We start from the raw sequence: 18,423 nt of genomic DNA, 5'->3' as shown, positions 1-18,423 counted from the left end.
ACTGTACCTCTCAGAAAGAGAACGACCTGCTTCTGAGTCCGTTGGACCAGGCAGCAACGAAATCGGATTTTTTCTAACCTCCTTTTGTTCCCCCAGGGTTTAACCTCCTTTTCCCTGGGGGTTTTTTTTATTTGTTGACGCTCCCTTCTATTCAGCGTATCATCGGCCAATGGCTTCAAAATCTCTTACAACCATCCTCTTTGACCTCGATGGCACATTGCTTCCCCTCGATCAGAAGCAATTTATGCACGGCTACTTTGCTCTGTTCAGCAAGCGTTGCAAAGAGCTCGGTTACGATGTTGGATCTACTCTTTCGGCCTTGCAGTCAGGTCTGAAGGCCATGCTTGACAACGATGGGAATATGACCAACAAGACCCGATTCGACCAGACTTTTGAACGGATGACCGGTATTCCCAGCGATGAATTCAATTCCCGGTTTGCTTCTTTCTACGAGGTGGAGTTTCACCAGCTTAGGGATGCAAGCAGGCCCACCGCACTTGCATCCGATCTGGTGAATCTGGTACGGGAAAAGGGGTATGACACCGTTTTAGCCACTACACCGCTTTTTCCTTGGCAGGGGACGCATGCTCGACTGAGCTGGGCCAAGGTAAATCCCCGCCAGTTCTCCCTGATCACCACCTATGAGGACTTTTGTCATGCCAAACCCAATCTGGGTTACTATCAACAGATCCTGAAGGATCGAAGTGTAGAGGCCCAGCAGTGCCTGATGATCGGCAACGATGTCGGTGAGGACATGATAGCCCAACAGCTTGGCATGCAGGTGTATTTGGTCACCGATTGCCTGATCAATGAACAGCATGCCTGTCTACAAGCTTACCGTAGCGGAAGCTTGGAAGACCTATATAGATATTGTGAGGAACTGCCGATATGCAACTAGAGAAACAATCTGTTTTGGCAAAACCGCTGGTTAGTGCCCTTTTAGCCAGTTTTTGTGCAATTTTGTGGGGAAGTGCCTACCCGTCCATCAAGCTTGGGTATGAGTTGTTCAGTGTTGGAGCCGATGATACATCGGCTAAAATGGCCTTTGCAGGCCTGCGGTTTGCCCTTGCCGGGTTGCTTGTTTTCCTGGTTCGGTCAGTTCAGAGAGGCCCCAAGCAACCGATGAGGACCCTGACAGTTAAGCAATGGGGGAGTGTTTTGCTCCTGGGTCTCTTGCAGACCACGATCCACTACTACTTTTTCTACGTGGGGGTTTCGTATACCACCGGGGCAAAGAGTTCGATTCTCAACGCTTCCTCGGTATTTTTCAGTGCCCTGCTTGCACACTTCTTTTACGCAAATGACAAGATCAGTGTGAGAAAAGGCATTGGTATTCTCTTGGGTTTTCTGGCTGTCATCATTGTTAACTTTGAGTCCAGCCTTACCCTTTCCTTTGCCTTGCAGGGTGAGGGATTCATTATCATTGCTGCTCTTTTACATAGCATGAGTTCGCTGTACAGCAAGCGGATGAGCAAAACCATCGACCCCGTTTTGCTTACCGCCATGCAGCTGTTCTTTGGTGGGGCACTGCTTCTTTGCATCGCCCTGTTGCAAGGAGCCTCGTTTCCGAAAAGCAGCATCGCAGGGTTTTGCCTGCTTGCCTATATGGCAGCACTCAGTGCAGCTGCCTTTTCCATTTGGACCACCCTGCTCAAGCACAATAAGGTCAGTTCCATCACCGTTTTCAACTTTCTGATTCCGGTCTTCGGGACACTGCTTTCCGCCCTGATTTTGGGTGAGTCGGTACTTCGCATCCAGTATCTCGCCTCCCTGCCGTTGGTCGCTGTCGGCGTGATTCTGGTTACCTACTCCAGCTCAAAGGCTCCGGTGTAGAGACGGTAGTACTGGCCCTTTAGTTGCAGCAACTGCTCATGATTTCCCCGCTCGATGATCTTTCCGTTCTGAAGAACCAAGATCCTATCGGCATTACGGATGGTGGAGAGCCGGTGTGCAATGACAAACACCGTTCGTCCCTGCATCAGAGCATCCATGCCACGTTGCACCATTGCCTCGGTATGGGTATCGATGCTGCTGGTTGCCTCGTCCAGAACCAGTACCGGAGGATTAGCCACAATGGCCCGGGCGATGGAAAGCAATTGCCGCTGACCTTGGGAGAGGGAAGTCCCATCGCCTGAGAGTTGGGTCTGATACCCTTGACCAAGATGGGCGATGAAGGTATCGGCATTGGAAAGCTTGGCCGCTTCGATGACTTCCTCATCGGTGGCATCCAGGCGTCCGTAGCGAATGTTTTCCATAACCGTTCCACTGAAGAGATGTACATCCTGCAGTACCACGCCGAGTGACTTTCTCAGTTGGTCTTTGGCGATGGTGTTGATGTCGATGCCGTCATACTGGATTTTCCCATCCGCCAAATCATAAAACCGGTTGATGAGGTTGGTGATGGTGGTCTTTCCAGCTCCGGTGGCTCCGACGAGAGCAATCTTTTGGGCAGGTTTTGCTTCGATGGTGATATCCTGAAGTACAAGCTTCTCTGCTGTATAGGCAAAGTCGACTTCATGCAGTTGGACATGGCCGCAAAGCTTGGTCAGCTCTCCCGTCTTCGTGTCCTTCCATGCCCAGGTATTGGTTTTCTCATCGGTTTCCACCAATCCATCACCTTCATCCTGCTTGACGTTCACCAAACGGATATACCCTTCATCCGGTTCGCTTGCTTCATCCAACAAAGCGAAAATTCGTTTGGTTCCCGCCAACGCCATAGCCACCGAATTGAGCTGTTGCGCCATTTGGTTGATGGGCATGTTGATCGAGCGGCTGAGCTGCAGGAAGGAGGCGATGGCTCCCAACGTTAGGGAACCGACCCCCCCCAAGGCCAATATGCCACCGACGATGGCTACCAATACATACTGGATATAGCTGATATTTCCCATGATCGGCATCAGGATGTTTGCAAAGCGATGGGCATTGAACGCATCGCTGGCGAGTTCCTCATTGAACTGGTTGAACCGCTGTTTGGCCCGTTCTTCATAGGTGAAGACCTTGATGACCTTCTGCCCGTTTATCATCTCCTCGATGTAGCCATTGGTCTTTCCGATAGCCTTCTGCTGGGCCATGAAATAGGAACCGCTTTTCTTGGCTACCTTGCTCGAGATGGAAAGCATGAAGGACAGGGAGACTACCACTACAAGGGTCAGTTGCCAACTGGTCAGCAGCATTGCCAGAAAAATCGCAACCACGGTGATGATCGAGTTTATGAAGTTTGGGATCGATTGGGTGACCATTTGCCTGAGCGTGTCGGCATCGTTGGTGTACAGGCTCATGACATCACCATGCGAATGGCTGTCGAAGTACCGGATCGACAAGGTTTGCATGTGCGAGAACATGTCATCGCGGATGGACTTGAGTGTTCCCTGGGCGATGGTGATCATGAGCAGGTTGTAGGTGAAAGACGCCACAACACCGCTTGCATAGATGCTAAGCATCACCAACAAGGCTTGGACGAGAGGGGCGAACGAGGGATTCGCCGAACCGATGAGCGGGACGATATAGCTGTCGATGAGGATTCGCAGGAACAATGAGCCTGCCACTCCACTGAGGGCGCTGATGATGATGCACAGCACGACGATGACAAAACGACCCTTGTAGGGCTTCAGAATCAGGGAGAAGAGACGCTTGAAGGTTGCCAAATCAAGCTTGGGCATGCCATGTGGTTGCGTTTTTTGGTTGCTGGGCATTCTCATGCTTGTTCCTCCTTGTGCATCTGCGCTGTGTACAGTTCCTGGTAGCGAGGGCAGGAATCAAGCAGCTGTTGGTGAGTTCCCACCGCTTGGATATGACCATCCTCAAGCATGATGATTTGGTCGGCGTCCTCTACGGAGGCTATTCGTTGGGCTATGATGATTTTTGTTGTTTCCTTCAGTTCGGTTGCCATGGCTTTACGGATTGCTGCATCGGTTTTGGTATCCACGGCACTGGTGGAGTCGTCGAGAATCAAGATTTTCGGTTTCTTCAGAAGCGCGCGGGCGATGCAAAGCCTTTGCTTCTGCCCTCCTGATACGTTCGAACCGTCTTGTTCGATGTGAGTCTGGTACCCCTCGTCCATAGCTCTGATGAAAGAATCAGCTTGGGCAATCTTGCATGCCCAGACAAGTTCCTCATCGGTGGCTTCCTTGTTCCCCCAGCGTAGGTTCTCCGCTATGGTTCCGCTGAACAATATGTTTTTCTGCAACACCATGGCTACAGAAGACCTGAGACTTGTAAGATCATACTCGCGCACATCGACGCCCCCGACTTTCACTGAACCACAGAAAACCTCGTACAGACGTGCAATGAGCTGGACCAAGCTGGTCTTGGCACTTCCGGTAGGGCCGATGATGCCCACCGTCTGACCACTTTCAATATGGAGGTTGATATCATGTAGACACCGCTTATCAGCAGTACCGAAATAGCTGAAGTCAACCTTTTCAAAATCGACCGACCCATCGGAAACGGTTGTTCTGCCATCAGGGTGCTGGACCAGGTCGCTTTTCTCGGTGAGTACTTCCTCGATACGTTGGGCCGAAGCCTTGCTGATGGTCAGCATGACGATGACCATGGAGAGCATCATCAGGCTCATCAGGATTTGGGAGGTGTAGGTGATGAAGCTCATCAGTTGGCCGGTAGTCATTGAGGAGGATACGATCAGACGGGCGGCGATATAGGAGATGGCGAGAATGGAAAGGTACATCGTCCCTTGCATCAAGGGGCTGTTGAAAGCAACAATTTTCTCAGCCTTGGTGAAATTTTGGTAAATCTCCTGTGAAACATTGTTGAACTTCTGTTTCTCGTGCTCTTCCCTGACAAAGGATTTGACGACCCTGATGCCTCGGATGTTCTCCTGCACCACGGTGTTGAGCCGGTCATAGATTTTAAAGACCCGGGTAAAAATGGGATAGGCTGCACGAATCAGAAAGTAGAGGCCGGTGCCCAGAACCGGTATTGCAACCAAGTACACCATGCTCAGGCGGGCATTGATGTTGTAGGCCATCAAAAAGCTGAACAGCAGCATCACCGGGCTGCGCACGGCAATTCTGGTCAACATCTGGTAAGCTTGTTGGACATTGGTGACATCGCTCGTCATACGGGTTACCAGTGAAGCAGTGGAAAATTTGTCAAGGTTTGAAAAGCCGAAGTCCTGTACTCGGTAGAAGAGGCTTCTGCGCACATTGCGGGCAAACCCCGTGGAAGCCTTGGCGGCAAAGTGTCCGGCCATTACCCCGAAAAGCAGCGCGATGGAGGCACAGAGAAGCAAGAGAGCCCCCCATGTAATGATTTCTTGTATGTTGCCTGCATCCACCCCCCTGTCCAGAAGGAAGGCCATCAGAAAGGGTATGGTGACATCCATGACCACTTCCAGGACGACGAAGAGCATGGTAAGAAAGGTGGGAATAAGGTTGCCTTTGGCTTGTTTTTTCAGTTCTTGTATCATGTATAGGTATCCAGTATTTGATTGAGTTTCTTGGTGATGGCGAAGAACTGTTTCAGCTCTTCGTCGGATAAATTTGACTGTAGCGAGGTTTCGAAATCATTGACCAGCTTCAGGTGCTCACTGCAGAGAGCTTTCGCCTTTTCTGTCAGGCGGACCAGTTTCTGTCGCTTGTCCTGCTGATATTCTTCCCTCGTAACCAGACCCTCGCTTTCCATGCCATCGAGGATGTTGGTCATCGTTGAGCGCCTGATGAGCAAGTGGTTGCCCAGCTCGCTTTGCAGAACAGCTTCCACTTCGTGGTGGGCAAAGTATCCAAGAATATGGCTGCGTACCGCAGTTGAGGCAGCTTCTTGCTCCAAGCGCAGCTGCTGCCCCAATGTTCGCCCGATGCGATGGGAGAGGGTTTTTATAGTGAATCCGATTCGTGGTGTAGTGTCCATGTGCTCCAGACTATTTGTTAGGATGCTAACGATAATACTGAAAACAATAAAGAACGACAACTGATTTGGCAGGAAGAAACCAAAAGAAACGGCCCCGCGGGGGGCCGTACAACGCCTAGAGCAACTCCGAGAATGCCTTAAGCACCTCATCGCCCTTGCATCCGTCCAGGACCTTGGTAGCCAGAACCTTACCCAGTTGGACTCCTTCCTGGTCGAAACTGTTGAGGTTCCAGATGAAACCTTGGAACATGACCTTGTTCTCATAGTGTGCCAAAAGGGCACCCAGTGCCTGGGGGTCGAGTTGTCTGGCAGACAGAAGGCTGGATGGCCGGTTGCCTGTGAACTGCTTGTTCGGTTTTACATCGTCTTTACCCAAGGCAAAGGCAACTATCTGGGCAACCAGGTTGGCACTCAACTTTTCTTGGCTTGTCGAACCTTCCACCACGATATCCTTGTGGTACTGTGATTCGGAAAATCCGATGAACTGCAAGGGTACGATATCGGTTCCCTGGTGGAGAAGCTGGTAGAACGAGTGTTGGCCGTTGGTTCCCGGTTCCCCGAAAATCACCGGTCCGGTCGGGTAGGAGATGCTCAGGCCATCCCGATTTACATGCTTGCCGTTGCTCTCCATGTCCAGCTGCTGCAGATGGGCGGGAAAACGGCTCAATGCCTGTGAGTACGGAAGGATCGCCGTAGTGGGATAGAGAAGAACATTGCGCAGGTACACCCCCAAAAGGGCGTCGAGCAAGGCTGCATTCTCCTTGATATTTGGATTCAGTGCCAATACATCGGCTTCATGGGCGCCGTCCAGCAAGGAATTGAATACGTCAAACCCAAAGGAGAGGGACAGCACTACAGCACCTACTGCACTGGTGGAACTATAGCGTCCTCCGATGTAGTCATCGATGAAGAAGGACTCAAGCACGGAGGAGGATGTTGCAAGCGGGCTTGTCTTGCTGGTCACCGCCACCATGTGCTTGGCTGGATCAATGCCTCGTATGCCGCTTGCCTCGATGGCTTGGATGACCAGGTCCCGGTTGGTAAGGGTTTCCAGGGTGGTTCCGCTTTTGGAGACCAGAATGAAGAGGGTGCTTTCCAGATCGAGATTGTTCAGGACCGCTTGAGCATCGTCGGGGTCGACATTGCTGATGAACTGGGCATCGATCAGTTCAATTTCCTTGCTTGCACACCAACCCTTGAGGGCAAGATAGAGGGCACGGGGACCCAAGTCGCTGCCTCCGATGCCGATCTGAACCACGGTTGAGAACTTTTTGCCGGTCGACCCGAGGATGGCTCCACTGCGCACTTGGGATGAGAAGCGCTCAATTTTCTGCAGCTGTGCCTGATAGAAAGCGCCCTTGTCCTCTCCGTCTGCACTCACAGGCTTACCGACCTGGCCGCGGCTGAGATGATGGAGCACCAACCGCTTTTCCCCTGTGTTCATGACCTGCCCATCAACTACGGCTTGGTATTTTTCTGTCAGGGACAGCTCTTCGCTGAGCTGTTGCAGTACATTCAGATGCTCTTCTGCTATAGGCATGGCACCATAATGGTAGGTAAGACCGCCACCAGCCTTTGCATGATAGGTTTTAATGCGAGCTGGATTGAGGACGTGTTTCAGATTGCTCGCAGGCATGGCCTGCAACTGTTTGAATGCACTGCTTGAATCGAGATTTTTATACGTCATATGGTCTTCTCCTGATGGTACACAAAAGCCCCCCCATTGTAAGCGGAGGGGCAGTGGTGTGCAAGGTGGTTTTACTCCTCGATGTCGGGGATGCGGGTCTTGAAACTCTCCTGCAGATCTTCCTTGGACATGCCCTCGCGAAGGATGACAAAAATGGTGTCGTCACCGGCGAGGGTTCCCAGGATTTCCGGTATGGCAAGCACGTCCAAGGCAATGCCGACAGAGTTTGCGTGTCCGGGCCTGGTCTTGATGACTCCGAAGTTGCCGGAAAATTCGATGGAAAGGATGCCTCTGCGTACATCCTGGATATAACTTTTCTCAGACTCACTGATCAAGTCGTTTTCTGGAAGGCTGTAATAGTATCCGGACCAACCGTCGCTGATTTTGCCGACCTTGAGCATTTTCAAGTCTCGAGAGAGTGTTGCTTGGGTAACGGAGTACCCCTCGGTCTTGAGCATCTCCAGCAGCGTATCCTGGTTGTCGATGCGGTTATTCTTGATCAATTCCTTGACGACCGCCAACCGGTTATGTCGTTCCCTCATGGTTTGGATTCTCCTGGAATGGAATATTTATGCGATTTACACGAATAAAGATACAGTACTATTGCCTGTATTGCAAGCTTCAGGCGTATCTTTTTGCCGAACTCTTGACCGAGAGCCCCCCTTATAGCATGCTACAAATTAGTATCCCAAACATGGAGGTTGGTATGACAATTGTGTATATTCTCATTGGTGTCGTAGTCCTGATAGGTCTGTATGTGGTCAGCGTGTACAACAAGTATGTGCGCCTGAGAAACCAGGGTGAAGAAGCTGAATCGGCAATCGATGCCCACCTCAAGCAGCGCTATGATTTGGTTCCCAACCTTGTGGAAACCGTCAAAGGGTATGCAAAGCATGAGGAAAAGACCCTCACTGCCGTAATCGAAGCCCGCAACAAGGCGATCAGCGCCACCTCGACCGAGGAAAAGGATGCTGCAAGCACAGCCTTCGGTTCAACCCTCAAGTCATTGTTTGCCCTCAGCGAAGCGTATCCGGATTTGAAAGCCAACCAAGGTTTTCTGGACCTGCAGGCCCAGCTGCAAAAAATCGAGGAACAACTTTTGGGAGCCCGCAAGTACTACAATGCCATCATCAAGCATCTCAATACGATTATTGAGGTATTCCCTTCTTCTTTGGTTGCCTCCATTTTCCACTTTGTCAAGAAACCCTATTTGACCATCGAGGAAGAGGCAAAGGCCCGTGTAGAGGTTAAATTTTAATGAAACGGACACTGCTCTTGGTTCTTATGATCCTGTGCAGCCTCACCCTGCTCTTTGCCCAAGACTATGTATTTGACCGCTTCCATCTTGAGATGGAAGCCGGTTTGGATAATAGTTACGCGGTGAAAGAGCAGATTGTGGCCAACTTTTCCACTGCTCGCCATGGAATCTATCGTGAGATTCCCATCCGCTTCGGCAAGGTGCGCGTCAAGCTGAAAAATCTGCAGTCCAACGAACCCATCCAGGAAGACTCTGTCTCCTCTGACTGGGTGACCTTCCGTCTGGGCTCGGAGAATCGGACGGTAACAGGTTTGTATGAATACTTGATCAGCTATACCTACGTAATCGGGGATGACCGCAACCAGGAGTATGATGAGTTTTACTACAACCTGTTGGGTCCGGGTTGGCAGGCTCCCATATCGGAGATGAGTTTTCGCATCACCTTCCCCAAGCCCGTCGATCCTTCCATGGTGTTCCTTACCGGGGGTTCGTATGGCTCAACTGCACAGCGGGGAATCTTTACTCTGAGTTCCGACCGTCGGACCATCGAGGGAAAAGCAAGCAACCTGCTGCCCGGAGAGGCCCTTACGCTTCGGGTGCAGATGGAAGAGGGCTATTTTTCTGCAGTGAAGCCCTTTGTTGATTATACTATTCCAGCCTCCATCGTTGCTTGGCTGGTCGCCATCTTGGCAGGCCTTCATGCCACGGTACTGTTCCGCCGCCATGGAAGGGAGGAACTGTTCGTACCGGTTGTGCGTTTCGATCCTCCCGAAGGACTGAGTCCGATGGAAGTCGGATACTTGGCCGATGGGGTTGTGGATAACAAGGATGTAACCAGTATGCTCTTTGCTTGGGCGGACCAAGGGTGTCTGACCATCGAGGAGCAGGGAAAGAAGGAGTTCCTTTTTACCAAGCTCAAGGAAATTCCGACATCCAAGACCCATGAGAAAAAACTCTTTACCGCTTTCTTCGCCTGCGGAGACGGGACTTCTGTGACTTTGAAACAACTTGAGAGCGGCAAGTTTGCTGAGGCCTTGATGAAGGCCAAAATCGATGTTCATGCCTACTTCAAGGGTGAGCGTAGGCTCAACGACAGTACTGCCGAGAAGAAACGGGTTCTTGCCTTGCTGTATGCGGCTTTGGTGGTGGTCCTCAATGCCATCGCTTCCACCATTACCTATCTCTCGGCTGAGACGGTGCCTTTCTTGGTCATTGGATTCTTCAGCATGGGTATCGGCCTTGTTACGGCAAGCAGGCTTTCAGCGACCTGGGTGATGAGCTCGTCGGTCAAGAAGACGGTTAAGTTCTTTGCTTTAGTGCTCTTTTGCATCGCAATGTTCGGCTTTGCATTCATGTTTGAATATGCAGTGTTGGACCACGGGCTTTTCTATTCGGTGCTCATGAGTCTTTCAATGGTGTTTTTCCCTGTCTACTTGGCTTTCCTGACGATAATGACTGCCAAGCGAAGCCCCTATGCCCAACAGAAGCTTGAGCAGATTGTGGGCTACAAGGAGTTCATCAGCAAGGTTGAGATGGACAAACTGAAAATGATGATCGATTCAGATCCCCAACTTTTCTACCATGTTCTTGGCTATGCCATCGTACTGGGCCTTGAGGATGTCTGGGCAAAGAAGTTTGCCAGGATTGCCATTGATGAGCCCTCATGGTATGTAGGCGGCCGGCCGATCAGGGATGCCCTGTTTTACAGCGCACTCTCGCATCGATTGCATGGTTCAGTCATGGAGAAGGCTGTGTATACACAGGCAAAGGGTGGCGCTCGCTCACCGATTCATTCCTCCTTTGGCTCAAGCGGTTTCAGCGGCGGCGGCTTCGGTGGTGGAGGCGGTGGCGCATGGTAGAGCCCAAAAGCATCCCCAAGGGAATATATCGGCATTTTAAGGGAGGCCTGTATGAGGTGGTGGACACCGTCATAGACAGTGAAACGCTCCAGACGATGGTATTGTATCGTCCTATGGGTACTCCCTATTGGTGGGTTAGACCCTATGAGATGTTCTGCGAGAATGTACAACGAGACGGGGTGGTGATGCAGCGCTTCTCGCTTGAGGAAGCACGATAAGCACAAAAAACGGAGCCGAAAGGCTCCGTTCCCGTTACTGAATCATACATTGGCTACTTAGTTGCGATAACTTCCATGCGTCGGCCGGGGCTTGGCAATTGCTTCGTTGACACGAAGATTGCGACCTCCAATTTCCTTGCCATCAAGCTGGGAAATTGCGGCGTCGGCTGCAGCATCCTCCTGCATTTCCACGAATCCGAACCCTTTGGGTCGGCGGGTTTCGCGGTCAATGATGATATTGGCACTGACAACGGTGCCGTACTGTGCGAACAGGTCCCGAAGTTCTTCTTCGGAAGTGTTGTAACTCAGGTTTCCAACATAGATTTTCTTTGCCATTCAAAGCATCCTTCGCAGGCTCACTACGCCTGCACTGCAATATTGCTTCATGTGGCGCAGTCTTGAACTCTTACCTGTCTGCGGGAGCGATTCAGTAACGCACGCGTGCGAACATTTAGGAATTACGTACCAGCTGCAACACAAAAACGAAAGCAATGAAACGGTAGCATGAGCCCAAGGGACTGTCAATTCTTTGCCTATCCATTTTTGCTGTTTTGTCCACATGACTGCTGAACCCTTGCTCTCTTGAAATTCTTATTCATTCTCTGCATCATGACGCGTATGAATAGTAATATCATCGGATTGCTCATATCGTTCCCGTTTCTGGCTGTCGTGATTGCCATTGGAATTTTCTTGAAACGTCAGTATTCAATTTCCAGCGAAACGATGCGGAAGTTCGTCCACATAGGAGTCTCCAACTGGTGGTTTATTGAAGCAAATTTCTTTACTACCTTGTCCTTTGCCTTGGTCGGACCAATTTTCTTCATCGTCACCAATAGTCTTTTCACCTTCCTCGGCTGGGGTAAGGCCTTGGGCATGGATGACCGCAAGCGCAACTACGGATTGATTTATTTCCCTATCACCTTGTTGCTCTTGGTAGTGCTGGAATATCAAGGTGCGGTTTCCTCCCTAGCCTGCAGCATTGCGGTGATGATTATGGGATACGGCGATGGTCTTGCCGCCCTCATCGGTGCGAAGTGGGGCCAAAAGCGTTTGCCACTCAGCTTTGCCAAGAAGACGTATCTGGGGACGCTGGTGATGGCCTGTGTCAGTTTTATAATCACGTTCATCGGTCTTGCGGGGTACAGTACCTTGGGTATGGGCTCTGTTGTTGCAATCTCTTTTTTGATCGCTATCGTAAGTGCCGTGGTGGAAGCCATTACCCCGCTTGCGTTGGACAATATCACCGTTCCCTTGATTGCAGCACTCCTAGTTGAGGTGTTTCTATGATTGAGTACGCGAACCTTGTGCCTGCAACCGGCTCTCTTGCCTCATACTTCAATGCCTTCTTTTTCTCCTTTCCCTCTGCGTTCTGGGCGCTATTTCTGATTATGCTTGCTGTAGCGGTAAGTGCGTATGTAACCCGTCAACTCACCTTCGGTGGATCAGTTGCGGCGTTTCTGGTCGGCTTTGGGCCCACCTGGGTATTGGGATTCGGTGCATTGGCTACGCTGCTTTTGTTTTTCATCGCAGCAGGGGTGTTGGGAAAAATCGCAAAGAAGGTGATTGCCTTTGATGTGATGAAAATACAGGAAAAGGGAGGCCGTCGTGATGCAGTCCAGGTCTACGCAAACGGTCTGATGGCCTTGGTTGCCGCTCTTTTGTATGCCTTCAATCCCAGCATTACTTTTTTGGTGATGTTCGGCTCGGCTGTGGGGGAAGCTGCAAGCGATACGTTTGCAAGTGAAGTGGGTATTCTCTCAAGAACCAAACCGGTTTCCATTATCACCGGTCGTCCCATGACCCCGGGCTTGAGTGGGGCTGTCAGCCCTTTGGGTCTTGCAAGCGGAATTTTGGGCGCTGTTTTGATTGCCTTGTGCATGTGGGGTTGCTTTCTCCCTTTGACCGCAAAGAGTGCCCTTATTGCTTCTGTCATTGCCCTGAGCTCCTTTTTTGGCTGTCTGTTGGATAGTATTTTGGGAGCGACCGTGCAAGCCCACTACTACGATGAAGTTGAGGACCGTATTACCGAACGGTCGGTCATCGATGGAAGAAGCCTGCCGCTGGAACGTGGACTAAGTTGGGTGGATAATGATATCGTGAATCTGGTTAGCAATGTTGCTTCCGCTGTTTTGGGCATGTCTTTAGCCCTAATATTCACGTAATCTGTATTTTCCACTTGCTTCTCAGCATTTTTATTTGTATGTTACATGACGGTAGAGCCGTTTGGATCTACCACACGTAATCGCACCACATATTCTTTAAGTGAGGATATATAGTATGGCAAAACAATTGCAGTTTAACGAAGAGGCACGCAAGTCATTGGTGGCCGGTGTCGAAAAGATCTCTCGCGCTGTCATGGCAACCCTTGGTCCAAAAGGCCGTTTGGTCGTTCTGGACAAGAAATTCGGTTCGCCGACCGTAACCAAGGACGGTGTGTCAGTTGCTCGTGAGATCGAGCTCGAGAACCCGTTTGAAAACTTGGGAGCCCAGCTTCTGAAAGAAGTGGCAACCAAGACCAACGATGTTGCAGGCGATGGAACCACCACCGCTACCGTACTTGCTTGGTCCATCACCAAGGAAGGTATGAAGAGTGTAGCAGCCGGAGTGAATCCAATGGGTATCCGCCGTGGTATCGACAAGGCAGTCGCTGACGCCGTTGTCGAGATCAAGAAGCAGGCGAAGATGATCAAGGACAAGGAAGAGATTGCACAGGTAGCTTCCATCAGTGCCAACAACGACCGCACCATCGGCGATGAGATCGCCAATGCAATGGAAAAGGTCGGCCTGGACGGCGTCATCACCGTTGAGGAGTCCAAGACCATCGAGACCACCACTGACTTTGTCGAAGGCATGCAGTTTGACCGCGGCTACCTGTCCGCATACTTCTGCAATAACCGCGACACCATGACCGCAGTTCTGGACGACCCGTTCATCCTGATCTATGACAAGAAGATTTCCAACATGAAGGAACTGCTTCCAATCCTGGAGAAGATTGCACAGTCCAGCAAGCCCCTGCTCATCATTGCAGAGGATGTCGACGGTGAAGCTCTTGCCACGCTGGTAGTGAACAGTGTACGCGGAATTCTCAATGTTGTTGCTGTGAAGGCACCCGGCTTCGGCGACCGTCGCAAGGCCATGCTTGAGGATATCGCCATCCTTACCGGAGGCGAGGTCATCAGCGAGGAACTCGGTCTGAAGCTCGAGAACGCCGACCTTTCCCAGCTTGGTAGAGCCAAGAGCGTGAAGGTGGAGAAAGAGAATACCACCATCATCAATGGAAACGGCAAGCAGAGTGAAATCAAGGATCGTATCGCCCAGATCAAGGTCCAAATTGGTGATACCACCAGTGACTATGACCGTGAGAAGCTCCAGGAGAGACTGGCCAAGCTTGCAGGCGGTGTTGCAGTGTTGAACGTCGGCGCTGCTACCGAAGTTGAGCTTAAGGAGAAGAAGCATCGTGTTGAGGATGCTCTTTCCGCCACTCGTGCAGCCATCGAGGAGGGTGTAATCCCCGGCGGTGGTGTTGCCTTGGTGCAGGCTGCCATGAATCTTGAGAAGACTGATCTCTCCAAGTTCACCGAGGATGAGAAGGTCGGATACAAGATTGTCAGGCGTGCCCTTGAGGAGCCGATTCGTCAGATTGCAGAGAATGCAGGCCTCGACGGTTCCTTGATTGCCGACAAGTGCAAGCATGAGAAGCCGGGTATCGGTTTCGATGCCGAGAACATGAAGTGGGTCAATATGTTCGAAAGTGGAATCATCGACCCGGTGAAAGTCACCCGCAGTGCTCTGCAGAATGCAGCCTCCATTGCTTCGTTGATTCTCACCACCGAGTGTGCTATCACCGATATTCCTGCCCCCCAGGCTCCGGCAATGAATCCGGGTGCTGAGGGAATGGGCGGAATGATGTAATTAGTCGCTTTCAGCTATGGGCCGCAACTACTGCGGCCCTTTTTTGCTATAATGGTAAAACTTGACTACCATGTAGTGAACGTGCTACTTTTATCGATACTTGGAAAATTGGATGCGAAGAACTCTTCCACCTCTTTTCTGCATCCGATTTCTTGCAAAGTGAGGATTACCCATGCTTTCATTTCTTAGTGCTATGGCCGCCCCAGAGGCGAGTGGTGCCGCGGGCACAACTGGTTCAATGATGACAACCTTTGTCACCTTTGGTCTCATCATTGTCATTTTTTACTTTTTGATCATCCGTCCGCAAAAGAAGCGGGACAAAGAGACCAAAGAGATGCTTGCCGCCATTAAGAAGGGAGACAAGGTTGTTTCCATCGGTGGCATCCACGGTACCGTAGTTGCAGTAAAAGAGACTACCGTTGTGGTCAAGGTCGATGATAACACCCGCCTTGAGTTCTCCAGAAGTGCAATCAGCAGCATTGTAAACCGCAAAGCTGAGAATGCTGAGCCTTCAAGCAAGAAAAAAGCCAAGAAAGAGCGGGTGAGTGCTCCCCAGACTGTGGAAGCCACCGTCGAACAGGCTGAAGTCGAAGCTGATGCTGAGAAAAAAGACAACAACTAAATTCTATTGAAGACAATCTGGAGAGTATCATGAAAAAACGGAGTCGTCTGGTGATCGTTCTGGCTGTCATCTTGTTGTGTGGATATTTCCTGTATCCTACCATCAAGTGGTATGGTTTCGTACCACAGGACACCAAGGAACTGGCAACAGGCTCAAATGTACAGATTAAGGAGTATGCCCGCGGGCAGGCTTCACGGGATCTTCGTTCCTTGAAGGATTTGGTAGCGCAGGATTCCAAGGCTGCTCTTCCTGCCCAGTATTCCTATCTCAAGGATAGTGCCAAGGCCAATTATAAGGCCATGAAGCGTTCAGTTCCCAAGACTTGGACGTTGGAAGCTCTCTTTGGTGGGTTCTACAACGAACAGAATCTGTTCGACACCATCGAGTCTTACTACCGCACCTCCCTGCTTGAGCTGAAGACCCTTGGAAACAAGGCCCTGCAGCTTGGTTTGGACCTACGTGGTGGTATGAGCATTCTGCTTGAGGCAGACACGGTAAGCTATGAGGCTAAGAAAGGCAGCAGTGCTTCTTCAGCTGAGGTTGCCGAGGCCATCCGCCAAGATATCGAAATTCTTGAGAAGCGCATCGACCAGTTCGGTGTCAGCGAGCCGGTTATCAGACTGCAGGGCAGCGATCAGATTCTGATCGAAGTTCCTGGTGCTGCTGATCCGGAACGGGTGAACTCTTTCCTTCGTGGAAAAGGTTCCTTGGTCTTCAAGATGGTTGATACCGCTTTGACTGCCGAACTCGATGCTTACTATAAGGCTAATCCCTCTGAAGTATACACCGATACCGGTGCCCTGAAGCAGCCGAGCTTCCTGCCTGCCGGCAAGATTGCCGCCGGCTACTATGTAAGCGACTCCTACGGTATTGATGAACTGGAAAGCTATGTGGTCATCGAGGAAGAAGTCGGTTTGGATGGCATCCATCTTGAGAGTGCTACCACTGCAACCGATGGAATCACTGGTAGGCCGGTTGTCAACTTCCAGCTCGACAGCCTCGGTGGGGACATTTTCTACAAGCTTACGTCCACCCATGTGGGTGATACCATGGCTGTTGTCATGGATGGCAAAGTCAAGGCTATGGCTACCATCAATGAAGGAATCCGAAACAGCGTACAGATTTCCGGTTTCAATGCAGAAGAAGCCAGCGACTTGGCAATTGTACTGCGTACCGCAGCTCTTCCCATCGAATTGGTCGTTTCCAGCCAGCAGGCTGTCGGCGCAACCTTGGGTGAGGATGCTGTCAATGCCGGTGTTAAGGCCATTGCCATTGGTCTTGCCTTGGTTGTACTGCTGATGTTCGCCTACTATCATGTTTCAGGCTTGGTGGCCGACCTGGCTTTGCTGTTCAACCTGTTTATTATGATCAGCGTACTTTCTGCCTTCAATTTCACCTTGACGCTGACCAGCGTTGCCGGTTTGATTCTTACCTTGGGTATGGCTGTCGACACCAACGTCATCATCTTTGAGCGTATCAAGGAAGAACGGCGTTTGGGCAAGAGCGATATTGCAGCCATCAAGGCAGGTTTTGACAAAGCATTCTGGACGGTCATGGATGCCAACATTACTACGATTATTGCTGCCTTGGTCCTCTCACAGCTCGGAAGCAGTTCGGTGAAAGGCTTCGCCAATACCTTGGCCATTGGTATTGTCAGCTCGGTATTCACCGCCCTGTTTGTATCGCATCTCATCTTCGATGCGACCGTTGCTCACCACGAGGGCAAGAAACTGCACATCAGCTGGAGGAAAAACTAAATGCTTAAGAACGATATTCCTGTCATCAAACTTCGCTGGTATGCATGGGCTTTGGCTGTGGTCCTCCTGCTTGCCGGAGCCGTCACCTTGGGTGTGTTCGGAGGCTTCAACCTCGGGGTTGACTTCGAAAGCGGCTTGAGCCAGCGCATCCAGATCGCCCCCGTCGGTCTTGAAGTCACCTATAGTGGCAACAAGGACGCAGTACTTGCTATCTCCGGTTCAGCATTAAGTCTTGAGGTTCGAGGTGAGGAGGGTGTTTCTACAACCAGCTTCCGATCCCAGGCCTATCCGACTGCCAAAGATCTTGCCGGTGCCCTCAGTGCAGTACAGGACATCACTGCAACTGCAGTTGATGGATCTTTGAAGACTGCCGATTTGCTCTCGGGGTATGGTTTTCCGGCAACGCTGAGCAGCGTTCCCACCAAGCTCAACTTCACAGGAACTGGGAGCACTTCGATCGAGGATGTTAGATCCGCTCTTGCATCACTTGGAAACGTAAAAGTGCAAACGGTAGGTTCGGATGAGAATCAGACCTTCCAGGTTCGCGTGGGCATCAAGGACAATGCCACCCAGGCTTCCATGGAAGACGAGGTAAAGAAAGCCCTCGCATCCTTCTTTGGTGAAGGCAATACCGTGGTGCTGCAGAGTGACTACATTGGACCGAAGTTCAGTGCAACCCTGCTTTCCAGCTCGATTCTGGCAATTGTTGTCGCAATGGCTCTGATTCTGGTGTATGTCTGGATCAGGTTCCGCTTTGCCTATGCAGTCTCCTCTCTAATCGCCCTGTTGCATGACATCCTGATGATGCTCACCGCCATTTCAATTTTGCGTCTTGAGTTCTCAAGTACCACGATTGCAGCTCTTCTGACGATCATCGGATACTCACTGAACAACACCATCGTTATTTTCGACCGTGTTCGTGAGAATGTGATGCTCAACAAGAGTGCAGGCTTGGCGAAGCAGATTGACCTGAGCGTTAGCCAGTCGGTTAGCAGAACGGTCATGAGTGCTGTCACCACCTTGGTGGCCATTCTTCCGCTTGCAATCTTTGCATCCGGTGATATCCAGCTTTTTGCAATCAACATGATGTTCGGCTTGGTCTTTGGAACCTATTCCTCCAACTTCCTCGCTCCTTCCATGCTTTACTGGATCAGTAAGGCTCAGAAGAAGCAGAATACGGAAGCTACGGTCAAGAAAGCAGAATAACAACTATCTCCTAGGATACGATGCTGCCGTGGGGTTACC

Annotated in this window: 17 protein-coding genes; 11 read left to right on the top strand and 6 right to left on the bottom strand. The window is 51.0% G+C overall.

Features of this window, described 5'->3' with window-relative positions; all coding sequences use genetic code 11:
* Window positions 1–169: 169 nt before the first annotated feature.
* Both SPIBUDDY_RS14740 and SPIBUDDY_RS14735 read left to right on the top strand, forming a co-directional pair.
* Window positions 170–898 (top strand): HAD family hydrolase, encoded by a 729-nt coding sequence (locus SPIBUDDY_RS14740; RefSeq protein WP_013608562.1) that lies wholly within the window; start codon window positions 170–172, stop codon window positions 896–898.
* Window positions 889–1,833, top strand: a complete 945-nt coding sequence (locus tag SPIBUDDY_RS14735; RefSeq protein WP_013608561.1) for a DMT family transporter — start codon at window positions 889–891, stop codon at window positions 1,831–1,833. The genes SPIBUDDY_RS14740 and SPIBUDDY_RS14735 overlap by 10 nt, the downstream gene beginning before the upstream one ends.
* Here SPIBUDDY_RS14735 and SPIBUDDY_RS14730 read toward each other — a convergent pair.
* From SPIBUDDY_RS14730 to SPIBUDDY_RS14710, 5 genes are all read right to left on the bottom strand, one after another.
* Entirely contained in the window at window positions 1,806–3,698 is a 1,893-nt protein-coding gene (locus tag SPIBUDDY_RS14730; protein ID WP_013608560.1) for an ABC transporter ATP-binding protein, read from the bottom strand. The genes SPIBUDDY_RS14735 and SPIBUDDY_RS14730 overlap by 28 nt on opposite strands.
* Window positions 3,695–5,425 (bottom strand): ABC transporter ATP-binding protein, encoded by a 1,731-nt coding sequence (locus SPIBUDDY_RS14725; protein ID WP_013608559.1) that lies wholly within the window; start codon window positions 5,423–5,425, stop codon window positions 3,695–3,697. The genes SPIBUDDY_RS14730 and SPIBUDDY_RS14725 overlap by 4 nt, the downstream gene beginning before the upstream one ends.
* Window positions 5,422–5,865, bottom strand: a complete 444-nt coding sequence (locus SPIBUDDY_RS15920; protein ID WP_049787885.1) for a MarR family winged helix-turn-helix transcriptional regulator — start codon at window positions 5,863–5,865, stop codon at window positions 5,422–5,424. Before SPIBUDDY_RS15920 ends, SPIBUDDY_RS14725 begins: the two co-directional genes overlap by 4 nt.
* A 115-nt stretch (window positions 5,866–5,980) precedes the next feature.
* Entirely contained in the window at window positions 5,981–7,552 is a 1,572-nt protein-coding gene (locus SPIBUDDY_RS14715; RefSeq protein ID WP_013608557.1) for a glucose-6-phosphate isomerase, read from the bottom strand.
* A gap of 71 nt (window positions 7,553–7,623) precedes the next feature.
* Window positions 7,624–8,094, bottom strand: a complete 471-nt coding sequence (locus SPIBUDDY_RS14710; protein WP_013608556.1) for an arginine repressor — start codon at window positions 8,092–8,094, stop codon at window positions 7,624–7,626.
* Window positions 8,095–8,258: 164 nt separating this feature from the next.
* Here SPIBUDDY_RS14710 and SPIBUDDY_RS14705 point away from each other — a divergent pair, with 164 nt between their 5' ends.
* Genes SPIBUDDY_RS14705 through SPIBUDDY_RS14695 form a run of 3 tightly spaced genes read left to right on the top strand, consistent with a single transcriptional unit; the run spans window position 8,259 to window position 10,887 of the window.
* Window positions 8,259–8,810, top strand: a complete 552-nt coding sequence (locus tag SPIBUDDY_RS14705) for a LemA family protein (RefSeq protein WP_013608555.1) — start codon at window positions 8,259–8,261, stop codon at window positions 8,808–8,810.
* Complete coding sequence (locus tag SPIBUDDY_RS14700; protein ID WP_013608554.1) at window positions 8,810–10,669, top strand: DUF2207 domain-containing protein; 1,860 nt, start codon at window positions 8,810–8,812, stop codon at window positions 10,667–10,669. Before SPIBUDDY_RS14705 ends, SPIBUDDY_RS14700 begins: the two co-directional genes overlap by 1 nt.
* A complete protein-coding gene (locus tag SPIBUDDY_RS14695) occupies window positions 10,663–10,887 on the top strand; it encodes a DUF1653 domain-containing protein (RefSeq protein WP_013608553.1) in 225 nt (74 codons plus the stop codon). The genes SPIBUDDY_RS14700 and SPIBUDDY_RS14695 overlap by 7 nt, the downstream gene beginning before the upstream one ends.
* Window positions 10,888–10,944: 57 nt before the next feature.
* On the opposite strand, the gene SPIBUDDY_RS14690 is transcribed toward SPIBUDDY_RS14695, so the two are convergent.
* Complete coding sequence (locus tag SPIBUDDY_RS14690) at window positions 10,945–11,223, bottom strand: RNA recognition motif domain-containing protein (protein ID WP_013608552.1); 279 nt, start codon at window positions 11,221–11,223, stop codon at window positions 10,945–10,947.
* A gap of 282 nt (window positions 11,224–11,505) precedes the next feature.
* Between SPIBUDDY_RS14690 and SPIBUDDY_RS14685 the strand changes: the two genes are divergently transcribed.
* The 6 genes from SPIBUDDY_RS14685 (at window position 11,506) to secF (ending at window position 18,384) form a co-directional block, all read left to right on the top strand.
* Window positions 11,506–12,174, top strand: coding sequence for a diacylglycerol/polyprenol kinase family protein (locus SPIBUDDY_RS14685; protein ID WP_013608551.1), 669 nt, complete (start codon window positions 11,506–11,508; stop codon window positions 12,172–12,174).
* Window positions 12,171–13,049 carry a DUF92 domain-containing protein gene (locus SPIBUDDY_RS14680; RefSeq protein WP_013608550.1) on the top strand — a complete coding sequence of 293 codons (879 nt, stop codon included), beginning with the start codon at window positions 12,171–12,173 and terminating at the stop codon, window positions 13,047–13,049. The genes SPIBUDDY_RS14685 and SPIBUDDY_RS14680 overlap by 4 nt, the downstream gene beginning before the upstream one ends.
* Before the next feature lie 115 nt (window positions 13,050–13,164).
* Entirely contained in the window at window positions 13,165–14,799 is a 1,635-nt protein-coding gene (gene groL, locus SPIBUDDY_RS14675; protein WP_013608549.1) for a chaperonin GroEL, read from the top strand.
* Between the two features lie 172 nt (window positions 14,800–14,971).
* Window positions 14,972–15,421, top strand: a complete 450-nt coding sequence (gene yajC / locus SPIBUDDY_RS14670) for a preprotein translocase subunit YajC (RefSeq protein ID WP_013608548.1) — start codon at window positions 14,972–14,974, stop codon at window positions 15,419–15,421.
* Window positions 15,422–15,450: 29 nt separating this feature from the next.
* Complete coding sequence (gene secD, locus SPIBUDDY_RS14665; protein ID WP_013608547.1) at window positions 15,451–17,178, top strand: protein translocase subunit SecD; 1,728 nt, start codon at window positions 15,451–15,453, stop codon at window positions 17,176–17,178.
* Window positions 17,179–18,384, top strand: a complete 1,206-nt coding sequence (secF, locus tag SPIBUDDY_RS14660; protein ID WP_013608546.1) for a protein translocase subunit SecF — start codon at window positions 17,179–17,181, stop codon at window positions 18,382–18,384. It begins immediately after the preceding gene.
* Window positions 18,385–18,423: the final 39 nt, after the last annotated feature.

Origin of the sequence: Sphaerochaeta globosa str. Buddy (assembly GCF_000190435.1) — a bacterium.
GTDB lineage: Bacteria > Spirochaetota > Spirochaetia > Sphaerochaetales > Sphaerochaetaceae > Sphaerochaeta > Sphaerochaeta globosa.
This window is presented reverse-complemented; position numbering and strand designations above follow the sequence as displayed.

Bases quoted from the DNA above. Each gene is read 5' to 3' on its own strand.
- SPIBUDDY_RS14715 (WP_013608557.1), bottom strand. From the start codon at position 7,552: ATGACGTATAAAAATCTCGATTCAAGCAGTGCATTCAAACAGTTGCAG.
- SPIBUDDY_RS14685 (WP_013608551.1), top strand. From the start codon at position 11,506: ATGAATAGTAATATCATCGGATTGCTCATATCGTTCCCGTTTCTGGCT.
- SPIBUDDY_RS14705 (WP_013608555.1), top strand. From the start codon at position 8,259: ATGACAATTGTGTATATTCTCATTGGTGTCGTAGTCCTGATAGGTCTG.
- SPIBUDDY_RS14710 (WP_013608556.1), bottom strand. From the start codon at position 8,094: ATGAGGGAACGACATAACCGGTTGGCGGTCGTCAAGGAATTGATCAAG.
- SPIBUDDY_RS14700 (WP_013608554.1), top strand. From the start codon at position 8,810: ATGAAACGGACACTGCTCTTGGTTCTTATGATCCTGTGCAGCCTCACC.
- groL (WP_013608549.1), top strand. From the start codon at position 13,165: ATGGCAAAACAATTGCAGTTTAACGAAGAGGCACGCAAGTCATTGGTG.
- SPIBUDDY_RS14695 (WP_013608553.1), top strand. From the start codon at position 10,663: ATGGTAGAGCCCAAAAGCATCCCCAAGGGAATATATCGGCATTTTAAG.
- secF (WP_013608546.1), top strand. From the start codon at position 17,179: ATGCTTAAGAACGATATTCCTGTCATCAAACTTCGCTGGTATGCATGG.
- SPIBUDDY_RS14740 (WP_013608562.1), top strand. From the start codon at position 170: ATGGCTTCAAAATCTCTTACAACCATCCTCTTTGACCTCGATGGCACA.
- secD (WP_013608547.1), top strand. From the start codon at position 15,451: ATGAAAAAACGGAGTCGTCTGGTGATCGTTCTGGCTGTCATCTTGTTG.
- SPIBUDDY_RS14690 (WP_013608552.1), bottom strand. From the start codon at position 11,223: ATGGCAAAGAAAATCTATGTTGGAAACCTGAGTTACAACACTTCCGAA.
- SPIBUDDY_RS15920 (WP_049787885.1), bottom strand. From the start codon at position 5,865: ATGGACACTACACCACGAATCGGATTCACTATAAAAACCCTCTCCCAT.
- SPIBUDDY_RS14725 (WP_013608559.1), bottom strand. From the start codon at position 5,425: ATGATACAAGAACTGAAAAAACAAGCCAAAGGCAACCTTATTCCCACC.
- SPIBUDDY_RS14730 (WP_013608560.1), bottom strand. From the start codon at position 3,698: ATGAGAATGCCCAGCAACCAAAAAACGCAACCACATGGCATGCCCAAG.
- yajC (WP_013608548.1), top strand. From the start codon at position 14,972: ATGCTTTCATTTCTTAGTGCTATGGCCGCCCCAGAGGCGAGTGGTGCC.
- SPIBUDDY_RS14680 (WP_013608550.1), top strand. From the start codon at position 12,171: ATGATTGAGTACGCGAACCTTGTGCCTGCAACCGGCTCTCTTGCCTCA.
- SPIBUDDY_RS14735 (WP_013608561.1), top strand. From the start codon at position 889: ATGCAACTAGAGAAACAATCTGTTTTGGCAAAACCGCTGGTTAGTGCC.